The 12,487-nt window shown below is 41.4% G+C and carries 12 protein-coding genes; all 12 read right to left on the reverse strand.

What is annotated here, in order from left to right:
* Nucleotides 1–12 precede the first annotated feature (12 nt).
* Nucleotides 13–1,269, reverse strand: coding sequence for a competence/damage-inducible protein A (locus C4B60_RS01040; protein WP_104055843.1), 1,257 nt, complete (start codon nt 1,267–1,269; stop codon nt 13–15).
* Between the two features lie 11 nt (nt 1,270–1,280).
* Nucleotides 1,281–1,859, reverse strand: a complete 579-nt coding sequence (pgsA, locus tag C4B60_RS01045; protein ID WP_104055845.1) for a CDP-diacylglycerol--glycerol-3-phosphate 3-phosphatidyltransferase — start codon at nt 1,857–1,859, stop codon at nt 1,281–1,283.
* 83 nt (nt 1,860–1,942) lie between these two features.
* Nucleotides 1,943–2,815: a helix-turn-helix domain-containing protein gene (locus C4B60_RS01050; RefSeq protein ID WP_104055848.1), complete on the reverse strand. Its 873-nt coding sequence runs from the start codon at nt 2,813–2,815 to the stop codon at nt 1,943–1,945.
* Nucleotides 2,816–2,834: 19 nt separating this feature from the next.
* Nucleotides 2,835–3,626: a YmfK family protein gene (locus C4B60_RS01055; RefSeq protein ID WP_104055850.1), complete on the reverse strand. Its 792-nt coding sequence runs from the start codon at nt 3,624–3,626 to the stop codon at nt 2,835–2,837.
* A gap of 201 nt (nt 3,627–3,827) precedes the next feature.
* Entirely contained in the window at nt 3,828–4,085 is a 258-nt protein-coding gene (locus C4B60_RS01060) for a DUF3243 domain-containing protein (RefSeq protein ID WP_104055852.1), read from the reverse strand.
* 101 nt (nt 4,086–4,186) lie between these two features.
* On the reverse strand, nt 4,187–4,906 hold the full coding sequence (ymfI, locus tag C4B60_RS01065; RefSeq protein WP_104055854.1) for an elongation factor P 5-aminopentanone reductase: 720 nt from the start codon (nt 4,904–4,906) through the stop codon (nt 4,187–4,189).
* Nucleotides 4,899–6,203 (reverse strand): EF-P 5-aminopentanol modification-associated protein YfmH, encoded by a 1,305-nt coding sequence (yfmH, locus tag C4B60_RS01070; RefSeq protein ID WP_104055856.1) that lies wholly within the window; start codon nt 6,201–6,203, stop codon nt 4,899–4,901. The genes ymfI and yfmH overlap by 8 nt, the downstream gene beginning before the upstream one ends.
* Before the next feature lies 1 nt (nt 6,204).
* On the reverse strand, nt 6,205–7,482 hold the full coding sequence (yfmF, locus tag C4B60_RS01075) for an EF-P 5-aminopentanol modification-associated protein YfmF (protein WP_425331138.1): 1,278 nt from the start codon (nt 7,480–7,482) through the stop codon (nt 6,205–6,207).
* Nucleotides 7,483–7,640: 158 nt separating this feature from the next.
* Entirely contained in the window at nt 7,641–8,597 is a 957-nt protein-coding gene (locus C4B60_RS01080) for an ABC transporter permease (RefSeq protein ID WP_104055860.1), read from the reverse strand.
* On the reverse strand, nt 8,597–9,640 hold the full coding sequence (locus tag C4B60_RS01085) for an ABC transporter permease (protein ID WP_104055862.1): 1,044 nt from the start codon (nt 9,638–9,640) through the stop codon (nt 8,597–8,599). Before C4B60_RS01085 ends, C4B60_RS01080 begins: the two co-directional genes overlap by 1 nt.
* Nucleotides 9,633–11,168: an ABC transporter ATP-binding protein gene (locus tag C4B60_RS01090; protein WP_104055864.1), complete on the reverse strand. Its 1,536-nt coding sequence runs from the start codon at nt 11,166–11,168 to the stop codon at nt 9,633–9,635. Before C4B60_RS01090 ends, C4B60_RS01085 begins: the two co-directional genes overlap by 8 nt.
* Nucleotides 11,169–11,380: 212 nt before the next feature.
* On the reverse strand, nt 11,381–12,463 hold the full coding sequence (locus tag C4B60_RS01095; RefSeq protein ID WP_104055866.1) for a BMP family lipoprotein: 1,083 nt from the start codon (nt 12,461–12,463) through the stop codon (nt 11,381–11,383).
* Between the last annotated feature and the right edge of the window lie 24 nt (nt 12,464–12,487).

The following is a 12,487-nucleotide window of genomic DNA, read 5'->3' on the forward strand; positions in this document are numbered from 1 at the left end:
AAAACCTCCGGCTTAATTCAGCGGAGGTTTTCTATCTTCGAGCAAACGGATCAATTGAAATAAGCCATGTTTAACCGTTCTAATTCTTGTATAATTCCTTTCCCCTTTTAATGATAGGGAAATTGCAATAGGGGGTTTGTTGTCCATGGCAATACCAATACAGATGGTTCCTGCCGGCTTATTCTCTAAAGAGTCAGGTCCAGCGACCCCGGTGAAAGAAATGCCGATATCAGAGTTAAGTGATTTTTTTACCCCTGCTGCAAGCTCTTTAGCACATTGCTCACTTACAGCACCGTACTTTAACAATGTCTCTTCTTTAACCCCTGTTAAATCGCGCTTGCTTTCGTTGGTGTAGCAAATAATTCCGCCCTTAAAGACGGCGCTGGCTCCCGGCAAAGAAGCGATTTGCGATGAAAACATGCCTGCTGTCAGGCTTTCGGCAGAGGCAATCGTTTTGCCTGTGGAAGACAATAACGAAAATGCTTTATTTAATAGTGTTTCATCGTCTTTACCATACATAAATTCGCCGACAATTGAATTTATTTTTTCCTCTGTTTTATCAAGCATTGAACCCGCCGTCTCTTTGTTCTCATGCTTTGCTGATAATCGCAGGGTCACTTCCCCATCAGATGCTAACGGCGCTATTGTAGGATTTTTCTGTGCATCAATTAACGCTTCTATTTTTGTTTCAAGCTCAGCTTCTCCGATTCCAAAATAACGTAAAACCCGCGATCGCACAGGCTTGCCATCACTGAAAATCGATAGCAGCTCCGGTACTGCATCCAATTGGAACATCGGCTTCATTTCCCTAGGAGGCCCCGGAAGAAGGACAAAGACAGTATTATTATGTCTGAGCAGCATACCAGGTGCCATACCGTGTCTGTTGATAAATACGGTGCTATTATCAAGAACGATCGCCTGTTTTTTGTTGTTGTCAGTCATTTCACGGTTTGCAGCTTTAAAATATTCTGAGATGGCTAAAAGAGATTCTTCGTGCATGACCAGCTTCCGGTTTGTGTGTGCTGCCATTGTTTCTTTTGTCAGATCATCCTTCGTTGGTCCAAGACCTCCTGTCAGGATAACCAGATCTGAACGCATTTCAGCCTCTTGTATTTCCTGTAAAAGACGATCTGCATTATCGCCCACAACTCGGTGTCGATACACATCGATTCCCAATTCAGCCAGCTGCTGAGAAATGAATTGAGCATTTGTATTTGCAATTTGACCTAATAATAATTCAGAGCCTACCGCAATAATTTCAGCATACATCTAATCGCCCCTTATTTAGAATGACGGAATGCATCCCAGTTCTTCACAAAATAATCAACACCTGACCACACTGTAAAAATAGCTGCTACGTATAAAGAAATAAGATCAAATCGAATTCCGATCATTTCAAATACCACGTTATGCAGCAATAGAGCTGAAATGGCAACAATCTGCATCCACATCTTAATTTTTCCAAGCATCGCAGCCGCATGCACCTCGCCGCTGCCCGCTAAAACCAATCTTAGTCCGGTAATCGCAAATTCACGGGAGATGATTAAAATCACTATCCAGGAAGGTGCCATTTGTAATTCTACTAATATAACAAGGGCAGCTGAAACAAGCAGTTTATCAGCAAGCGGATCTAAAAATTTCCCCAGATTGGTTACCATGTTGTACTTTCTTGCATAAAACCCGTCGACCCAATCAGTGGAAGCAGCGAAGATAAAAATCAGCCCTCCGATAAAATGGTTTACTGGAATTTCAGCCCCTAAAAGCTTAAAGGCGCCCCATCCAAAATCTATCAGCATAATAACCATAAATAATGGTATAAGCAAAATCCTGGAGATCGTTATTTTATTTGGTATATTCACGCGTCTGTTCCTCCTCATTGCACCTCTTAGCAAAAAAATAGCCATCACCGCGGATGACTATTCTGCTTGATTAAAACTTTTAGCTACTCGTTTTCAACTTCAAAAATCATATTTTGAGTTGTTACTTCGTTTGCAGGAATACCGTACTCAACAGCCTCTCCATTGATTTGCACTTCAGTCCCTGCAGTGCTGCCGACCCGAATACGGAACCAGTCATATTCAGAAGCGTCAAATGTAAATGTATCCCCTTCTCCCACCGGCTGGCCTGCAAGAGAACCTCCGGCTTCATCGGTAATGCCAATCCATGTGTCAGGGGAAGTAATGGTAATCTCTAGCTCATCAGCATTACTGATCTGGTAAGTTGTAGTCGGTCCCTCAACGCCTATATTTTCTATAGAGATGGACTCTTCAGTTTCAGCCTCTGTATTTTCCTCATTTTGCTCTTCATCGGATTGAGCAGGCTCCTCAGCGGATTCCTCCCCGTTTACGGCTTCATTCTGCTGATCTATGTCAACTGATTCTTCAGTTTCATCAGTTCCGTTGGGCACGTCATTATTTTCTGAAAGAATATTTTGAAACAGGACCCAAGCTACAAATAAGATTCCTACTATAAATACAACGACAATCGCAGTTGGCAGAAAGCTGAACATGGTTGAAGAGCTGTTTCCAGTTTTTTTCGTTTGAGCACGTGTTAAATGAACAGGTATCTGCTCTTCATGGTTTAAAGGAATGTCGTTTGAATAAGCTTCAAAAAGTTCGTTAGGGTCTAACCCCACCGCCTCTGCGTATTGCTTGATAAATGCCCGTACATAAAATGAACCAGGCATCATTGAATAATTTCCTTCTTCAATTCCCTGTAAATATCTTTTTTGGATTTTTGTTAAAGATTGTACTTCTTCGAGTGAATAGCCCTTTTCTTCACGGGCTTCCCTCAAGCGTTTGCCTAGTTCTGTCAATGTTTACACCTACCAATACTTAAAAATCAAAGCTGCCGAATTCGGAGCTGCTGAACATATTATTTTTCGGGACCATCTCATATGTAATTTCCTCTTCAGGATGATGACGAAGTTCAATTATATAATCAAAATCGTCCATTGAATACTCTGTATTTTCTACAAACACATCCGGATGCTCAATTACCTTGATTGCAGGCATTCTCATAATCTCACGGACGAGCTGCCAATGTTTTTCGTTAGCTCTTCTTGTCGACACAACACCGTCTATAATAAATAAATTATTTTCATTGTACTCATCTTTAATTAGCTGATCACGGATGGTCTGCTTTAATAATGTTGATGAGACAAACAGCCATTTTTTATTCGCACAAACACTCGCAGCTACAATGGATTCAGTTTTTCCTACTCTCGGCATTCCCCGAATACCGATTAGCTTGTGGCCTTCCTGTTTATATAACTCTGCCATAAAATCAACGAGAAGTCCCAATTCATCCCGGATAAAACGGAACGTTTTTTTATCGTCAGCGTCACGCTGAATATAACGTCCATGCCGTACAGCAAGCCGGTCTCTTAATTTTGGTTCACGAAGCTTAGTCAGCTGAATGGTATCCATCGTGCTGATGATCGATTCAAGCCGTGCAATCTGTTCATCATTCCTTGCTAATAAAAGCATACCACGCCTGCCTTCATCGACGCCATTAATCGTAATAATATTAATTTTGAGCATACCCAGCAGTGAGGAGATATCGCCAAGCAAACCGGGCCTGTTTTTTTGAATTTCATACTCTAAATACCATTCCTTTTTTTGCATACGTTCATCTCCTTCTTAAAAAACGACTAATTTCGCTATAACCGGTGTATATGGTTAATAATAAATCATTTTACAGTATTAGAAAAGGGAAACCAAAAGAACGAGTGAAAATAGGGATATTCCATCCCATAATTTCACTTAAAGCTGCTTTGCAAACAAAAAAGAGAGGATTTCTCCTCTCTTTTTGCAAGTAAACAAATTTTAATGAGCGCTGCTGTGTCCAGTTAAACGGATCATAAGATTGGCGATCATATGTTGCTCTTCTGTATCAGCTACAGACCAAAGATCAGCCAGTACACGCTCCTGCTCATTTTTAGGGTCAACATTTTTTGCTAAGTAATCACCAATTTGAAAAGCAACTTCAGACATTTTGCCTTTCTCCATACCGCCTTCCTGCGCATGGATGACCTTGTCACCTAAAAAACTTTTCCATTGCTGCCAGTTTTCAAGAACAGACATGTTTTTTCCTCCTTCTTTTATCAGCTTAATGTAAGGATGCAATTTTTACTAATGAAACTGCGCCCGTTACTTAGTATGCTTTAAGAAAGAAGCTCTATACATTATGCATACCAGCCGCCATTTACTGATAAAACATGGGAGGTAATGTAGCTTGATTCATCTCCTAAAAGAAACATCGCGGCCTTTGCAATTTCCTCAGGTTTTCCGACGCGGCCAAGAGGTATATTCATTTCAATTGCCTCCCGGTCAGCTGAATCATACCCGCTGAGCATAGGAGTTTCAACAGCTCCAGGTGCTACAGCATTCACACGGATATTTGAAGGTGCAAGCTCTTTTCCAAGCGCTTTTACAAATGAAATCTGCGCTCCTTTTACCGCTGAGTACATGACCTCATAAGATCCTCCTGTTTCTCCAAAAATGGATGAGATAAAGACGATTGATCCGGTCCTTTTTCTCCTCATGGACGGAAGAATCGCTTTAATTATTCTTACAGGCTCATAAAGATGAATGGCCCATAGTTCATCCATTTTTTGATCGGGTGTTTCTTCAAGCATTCCTTCAAATGTATCTCCTCCTGCATGAACAAAAGCATCAACAGCACCCGCCTGCTCAAGCAATTTATCTGTACTGCCGGAAAAATTCAAATCTGCCCATACAGGAATTACTTCGCCTTCATATGAAGATTCGGTCATTAAAGAAAGAACGGCTTCTTTATTAGTAAAATACTGAGCATAAACCGTCCATCCATCCTCAGCGAGGTTTTTAACAATAGCCCTTCCAATTCCTCCACTTGCTCCAAGTACGAGAATTCGTTTATTCACTTTCCTCTTTTTCCTTCGGCAGAATATAAAAGCTGGTCATTTTCTCAGGTCTTGCAAGGTCAGATAGAGCTGCTGCAATATCGTCCTTGGTCAGGGTTTCAAGAGCAGGGACCGCCTCGAACAAATCCATATCATTAAAAGCATAGCGGGTAAATTGGTTTGCGATAAATTCAGGTGAATTTAATGAGCGCAGGAATCCCCCTATATTTTTTCGTTTTACAGAATTTAATTGCTCTTCTGTAATCGTGGAATTTTGGGCCTCTCTCGTTAAAATGGACTTGATCGTTTCTGTCAGCTTATCCGGATTTCTTGTGTTTCCTCCAAGCAGAGCAAAACCAAATCCCTGCTCCTGTGAAAAATCGAACGTAAAGCTGTCATCGATTAACCCTTCTTCAAATAGTGAAGTATAGTTCTCTGAAGTTCTGCCAAAAAGGATATCGAGCGCCGCATTGACAGCTAGCTCGCGACGAAGCAGGGCATCCCCTTTTAAATCAACATTTGAAGCCTTCATGCCGATCATACATTTTGGCACCTGTACATCCATATTAAGCTGAGCATGCTCTTTAAAAACATGAGATGGCTCTTCTTCAACGTGACGTTCAATCGGTGGCTGGGGCTTAAATGATTTTCCATCCTGGATTGCACGCACCTGTTTAACGATTTCCTCAGGGTTTACAGAGCCCACAACAAATAACAGCATGTTCGAAGGGTGATAAAACGTATTGTAGCATTGATACAAATGGTCTTTTGTTATTTTTGATATGGACTCAACTGTGCCTGCTATATCAACCTTAACAGGATGATGGTGAAACATATTCTGGATTGCCCCAAAGTACAATCTCCAGTCTGCATTATCATCATACATCGTAATTTCCTGGCCGATGATCCCTTTTTCCTTTTCAACCGTTTCCTCAGTAAAGTAAGGAGCCTGCACAAAGTCAATCAGTGTGGAAAGATTTTCACTTACATTTGAAGTGCTTGAGAATAAATAAGCTGTTCGGGTAAAGGAAGTAAATGCATTAGCTGAAGCACCTTTTTCACTAAAGCGCTGAAATACATCACCATCTTCTTTTTCAAACATTTTGTGCTCAAGGAAGTGGGCAATCCCATCTGGCACCTTCACTAATTTCGATTCGCCAAGGGGAATAAAATGGTCGTCAATCGAACCGTACTTTGTAGTAAATGTTGCATAGGTTTTACTGAATTCCGGTTTTGGCAGCACGTAAACAGAAAGCCCGTTTTCCAATTTTTCGAAATAAAGCTCTTCCTGAAGCTGGTCATATTTCTTTTTTTCCATTTTACGCCTCCTCCTTTCCAGTTAAAATATACGTAGTATCAAGCATAATCTTTTTTGACACATTTATAATTTGCTCTTTTGTGACAGCTTCGACTTTTTCAAACCACTCGTCAATCGTAAATGGATTACCGCAAATATCACTTTGATACAATACCTCAATAATCCCTCTCGCTGCGTCGAGCGTTTCAAGCATCTGGTTTTTCATTACCGCTCTCGTCTGATCAACCTCTTTATCTGAAATGGAGCCCTCCTGAATGGCTGAGAGCTGTTCCTGTATAATCGTTGAAGCACGGTCGATCTTACCGGGATCAACTCCTGACATGATAAAAATCAGGCCCTTATGGCTTTCAATTCTGCTGGCAGCATAATAAGCGAGACTTTCCTTTTCCCTAACGTTAATAAAAAGCTTTGAGTGGGGGAAACCGCCAAGAATTCCGTTCATCATAATCAGCGGAACGTAATCCTCATCGCCATAAACCGTTTCAGTACGGTACCCGATATTGAGCTTTCCTTGTTTAACAGATTGCCTTTCAACGATTTTTTTTGACTCAGCTTTTTGGACGGAGGTTTTATTCTCATTTTCATAAGGAGGTCTTGTTTGGAAGGGGAGCAATTCCTGACAAAACTCAAGAATATCCTCATGCTCTACATCTCCAACTACATATAAATCAATCGCATCCTCAGAAAGCATTTGTTTGTAGGTCTGATAAAGAATTTCAGGTGTTAGTGCATCAATTTCGCCGATCAACCCATTTGGATGAAGAGCAAATGGCTCTCCTTCACACATTTCTTCAATTAAGCGCTGCGTTGCATATTTCATTTTATCATCACGCGCTGCTTCCAAACGCTGTTTAAGTGATCTTTTTTCCTGCTCAACCACTTTAGCAGAAAAGCCGTCTCCTTCAGTCAAAGGATTAAACAGGATTTCAGCTAAGACCGTAAATGCCTCTTTTGTTAAAGGAGTTGTATCCTTTAAATAACGTTCATTTGCTATATCTACAGAAAAGCTGAGGATATGGGACTCACCTTTTTTTGTGACATCTACATTGGCAGTCGCTCCATATAAATCATCTAAATGAGTTCGAAATGAAGCTGTAGTCGGCCATCTTTTGGTTCTGCTTTGCAAAATATAGGGCAGCAGTGCACGTGCAGTTACATTTTCTTTTTGCAAAGGTGCACGGAATTTTACAACTACCTGGTTTGTTTTAAACTGCTTCGTTTCAATCGTATGAATAGAAAAGCCTTCATTCTTAACAGTCTTTGGTTGAATTGTCATCATTTCGCTCCTTCTAGCAGCTATCACATACCGCCACCAAATCTTAGTATTTATATTCTATGGTTCCACTATACATTCTAATGAACTCTACTCACAAGCTGCAAGCAATGTTAAACGCAGAAAAAGCACCGGAAGCCGGTGCTTTTTCTTTAGTTAATCCCCTATCTTTTCCCTTTAATATATGGAGTACCTACTGCTTTAGGCGCGTCAGCACGTCCAATGAATCCTGCAAGGGCAAGAATTGTAAGAATATATGGAGCAGATAGTAAAATCCAGTTCGGAACATCTGCAAGGAATGGGAAGCTTGAACCTATAATAGCAAGACTTTGTGCCAGTCCGAAAAACAGAGCTGCTCCCATCGCACCAAGCGGATGCCACTTACCAAAAATGACAGCTGCAAGGGCGATAAATCCTTGTCCGGTAATAGTGGATGCACTGAAATCCTGCGTAATGGTTTGCGCATAAACGCCGCCGCCAAGTCCGCCCATTACTCCGGATAAAACTACTGCAATATAGCGCATTTTATATACATTGATCCCCATCGTATCTGCTGCAAGAGGGTGTTCCCCAACTGAGCGCAAACGAAGACCAAATGGTGTTTTAAATAATAAAAACCATACGAGTACAGCAACAAAAATCGCGAGATAAGATGTCACATAGTTATTAAATAAAATCGGCCCGATGACCGGTATATCATAAAGTAAAGGGATTCTCTGATAATACAAAGGCTCAGGAATTTTTGCGGTTTGCCCCGCACCATACCATGCCTTAACTAAATAAACCCCAAGACCAAGCGCTAAAAAGTTAATGGCAACTCCGCTCACTACATGGTCTGCCCGGAATGTAATGGATGCGACAGCATGGATCAGGGAGAATAATCCTCCAATCCCCATCGCAATTAATAAGGCAACCCAAGGAGTAGCTGCACCGAATGCTGATGCAAACGTTATATTAAATACAACCGCTGAGAAGGCACCAATAACCATCAGACCCTCAAGTCCTATATTTACGACACCTGACCGTTCTGAGATGACACCGCCCAGTGCAGTAAAGATAAGCGGGGCAGAAGCAAATAGCATGGATTTCACTAAGATTTCAATTGCTGTTAGAATATCCATTATTGAGCCCCCTTCTTAAAGCGCTGCAGCAAGTAGGCAATGATGTAACTTGAAGCAACAAAGAAAATAATAATCGCGATAACAATTTCAACCAGCTCTGTCGGAACACCGGATTGAAGCGGCATAATTAAAGCTCCCTGCTTTAAAATACCAAAAAGTGCTGCAGCAAGCACTACGCCAATTGCTACGTTTCCACCTAAAAGGGCTACAGCTATCCCGTCAAATCCTACACCTGAAAACGCTCCGTGAATAAAAGCATAACCAAATGTTCCAAGACCCTCCATTGCTCCGCCAAGACCTGCGAAAGCACCTGAGATGACCATTGATAAAATAATATTTCTATTAACATTCATACCTGCATACTGAGATGCGTTCTGATTAAAGCCAACTGATCTCAGTTCAAATCCTGTTGAGGTTTTTTCCAAAATAACGTAATAAATAATGGCTCCAGCCAAAGCAAGAAATATACCATAGTGCATTGTTGAAAATTCAGTCAGCGCTTCAAAAAAAGGTGATTTAAGCGATGCTGATTCCGGGACTCGGCTGGTTGTATTTTGCTGATCTGAAATAACATAGCGGACCAGATAATTAACGAGATGAAGTGCGATATAGTTCATCATAATCGTAACGATTACTTCATGGACGCGGAGCTTTGCTTTAAGCAAGCCCGGTATAAAAGCCCATAACGCTCCGGCGATAGCGCCGGCAAGGACAGCCATAGGAAGATGTATGATTTTCGGCAGATCAAATGCAAGTCCGACCCATACTGAAGCAATCCAGCCTACTAAAAGCTGGCCTTCAACGCCGATATTAAATAGCCCGGTTCTAAAGGCAAAAGCAACCGCAAGTCCGGCAAAAATATATGGAGTGATCTGGCGAATGGTTTCTCCGATATAAAAGGAATCACCAAGCGACCCCCTCAAAAGCGCGCTATAGCCTTCGATAGGATTATACCCGGAAACCAGCATAACGACAGCCCCGATCAATAAGCCTAATACGACGGATATAACGGGTATTAAGATAGTCTGCGTACGACTAAACATGCTTGATGTCACCTTCTTCCTTCTTCTTTGAACCGGCCATTAACAGACCAAGCTCCTGCTCAGTTGTTTCTTTAGGATTCACAACGGCAATAATATTTCCTTCATATATTACAGCGATTCTGTCACTGACATTTAGAATTTCATCTAGTTCAAAGGATAAAAGCAAAACAGCTTTTCCTTTATCGCGCTGATCAATTAAGCGCTGATGAATAAATTCAATTGCCCCTACATCAAGACCTCTGGTAGGCTGTGCAGCAATTAACAGATCCGGGTCACGGTCAATTTCCCTCCCAATGATGGCCTTTTGCTGATTCCCGCCGGATAATGCACGGGCCTGGGTGTACTCGGATGGTGTTCTTACATCAAATTCATTAATTAGTTTTTTTGCCTGCTTATTAATTTCTTTATTATTCAGCATGCTTAATTTAGAATATGGTCGCTGGTAATACGTTTGTAGAACCATATTGTCTCCAATCGGAAAATCCAAAACGAGTCCATGTTTATGTCTATCCTGTGGGATATGGCCTACTCCAGCTTCAGTAATTTTTCTAGTTTTGTAGCTTGATAGCTCTTTTCCGCTAAGCTTTATAGAACCTGAGGATATTTTTGTAAGACCAGTAATTGCCTCAATTAATTCAGTCTGCCCATTTCCGTCAACCCCTGCTATACCAAGAATTTCACCTGCGCGAATAGTCAGATCAAGATCTCTTACAGCTCTGACTCCCCTGGCATCGTTAACATTCAGCTTTGAAATCTGAAGCACCACATCTTTAGGTTCAGCTTCTGTTTTTTCGGTTCTGAATAATACTTCTCTTCCTACCATTAAACTTGCAAGCTGATTTGGAGTAGCACCTTCCACATCGAGTGTGTCAATGCCTACCCCTTTCCGAATCACTGTAACGCGATCACATACTTCAATAATTTCCTTCAGTTTATGAGTAATCAGAATGATTGATTTACCTTCAGCAATTAACGTGCGGAATATTTGAATAAGCTCCTTGATCTCCTGTGGTGTTAAAACAGCTGTCGGCTCATCAAAAATTAATATTTCTGCTCCTCGGTAAAGCGTTTTTAAAATTTCAGCACGCTGCTGCATCCCTACAGAAATATCAGCGATTTTTGCCTTTGGATCAACACGCAGTCCATAGCGGTCAGAGATTTCCTTAACATCTCTTTCTGCTTTCTTCATATCAATCGTAAACCCTTTTTTAGGCTCCATACCAAGCACAATGTTTTCAGTAACCGTGAAGGTGTCAACGAGCATAAAATGCTGGTGAACCATTCCGATTCCCAGATCATTGGCGATATTCGGGCTTGTGATGTTTACTTTTTCCCCTTTAACGCGTATCTCTCCTTTTTCCGGCTGATAAAGCCCAAAGAGAACGTTCATTAAAGTGGATTTCCCAGCGCCGTTTTCTCCCAAAAGCGCATGTATTTCACCCTTTTTAAGCTGCAGCGTAATATTATCGTTTGCTACAATCCCTGGGAATTCTTTGCGGATGTTCAGCATTTCAATTACATAATCCATCCGGTCTCACTCCTTTTATTGTCGTACCGAAAGTTGTCGGTTGATTGAGGTCTGACTTCTGTTTAAAGTTTTAAAAAATACTAAATGAAAACGAGTAGATTTTCTCATCTTCAGTTAATATTCTTTTAATTAAAAGTAATTATTGACCAAAAAAAAGAGAGAATTTCAGGCCGGATCAACCGGCCTTCCATTCCCCATATGAAATTTTATTATTAACGTGTTGAAGGAACTTCAATTTCACCATCAAGAATTTGCTGCTTGTAGTTTTCTACTTCGTCAAGAATTTCCTGTGTCAGGTTATCCTGTGTTTCAGCAATTGAAATACCGCCTTCTTCAATTCCGTATTCAATCACTTCACCGCCAGGGAAGTCTCCATCCATTGCACGTTTAGAAATATCCTGAACAGCGATATCCACACGTTTAACCATTGAAGTTAATGTTACGTTGTACTCTTCTCCGTTTGCAGTCAGTGCGCCTTCTTCAGCCTGGTCACGGTCAACCCCAATTACCCAAACCTGGCGATCCGGATCCTGCTGTTTAAGGTTTTTCGCTTCAGTGAATACTCCGTTGCCTGTACCGCCTGCAGCATGATAAATTACATCTGTGCCGGAACCGTACATAGCAGCAGCCATTTGCTGACCGCGGGAAGCATTATTGAAGTCACCTGAGAATTGAATATCTATTTGTGCATCCGGGTTTACAGCTTCAACACCCGCTTGGAAGCCCGCTGCAAATTTATTAATAAGATCAGACTCAACTCCGCCGATAAAGCCAATTTTATTGGACTCTGTCGTTAGTCCTGCTACAACACCAACCAGGAAAGAGCCTTCGTGCTCTTTAAATGTAATAGAAGCAACGTTGTCGCCTTCTGCTACGTCATCTACAATGGCAAAATTTGTATCAGTTTGCTGTGCTGCTACTTGCCCAATAGCCTCTGTTAATAGGAATCCAATTCCAAATACAAGATCAAATTCACTTCGAGCTGCAGTGTTAAAGTTTGTTACGTAGTCTGCGTCATTATTTGATTGGAAATAGTTGTATCCATTTGTTCCTTCTTCAAGGTCGTACTCTTCGCCAAAAGCCTGAAGACCTTCCCAGGCTGACTGGTTAAAAGATTTATCATCAACTCCACCAGTATCGGTTACCATTGAAACTGTAAAATCATTTGAAGCAGCGTCATCCCCGCCTCCGCTTGAACCGTCGGATGACTCATTGTCGTCACTGCCACATGCTCCAAGAATTGTACCTGCTGCAAGAACCATGGATAGAGCTAAACCAAATTTACGCTTTTTCACTTACAGTTACCCCCCAAAATGATT

This window comes from Jeotgalibacillus proteolyticus (assembly GCF_002926065.1).
In the GTDB taxonomy this organism is placed as follows: domain Bacteria; phylum Bacillota; class Bacilli; order Bacillales; family Jeotgalibacillaceae; genus Jeotgalibacillus; species Jeotgalibacillus proteolyticus.

Coding starts and splice junctions, on each gene's coding strand:
- C4B60_RS01040 (WP_104055843.1), bottom strand. CDS start 1,269: ATGTATGCTGAAATTATTGCGGTAGGCTCTGAATTATTATTAGGTCAA.
- C4B60_RS01055 (WP_104055850.1), bottom strand. CDS start 3,626: ATGCAAAAAAAGGAATGGTATTTAGAGTATGAAATTCAAAAAAACAGG.
- C4B60_RS01060 (WP_104055852.1), bottom strand. CDS start 4,085: ATGTCTGTTCTTGAAAACTGGCAGCAATGGAAAAGTTTTTTAGGTGAC.
- yfmH (WP_104055856.1), bottom strand. CDS start 6,203: ATGGAAAAAAAGAAATATGACCAGCTTCAGGAAGAGCTTTATTTCGAA.
- yfmF (WP_425331138.1), bottom strand. CDS start 7,482: ATGATGACAATTCAACCAAAGACTGTTAAGAATGAAGGCTTTTCTATT.
- C4B60_RS01080 (WP_104055860.1), bottom strand. CDS start 8,597: ATGGATATTCTAACAGCAATTGAAATCTTAGTGAAATCCATGCTATTT.
- C4B60_RS01085 (WP_104055862.1), bottom strand. CDS start 9,640: ATGTTTAGTCGTACGCAGACTATCTTAATACCCGTTATATCCGTCGTA.
- C4B60_RS01090 (WP_104055864.1), bottom strand. CDS start 11,168: ATGGATTATGTAATTGAAATGCTGAACATCCGCAAAGAATTCCCAGGG.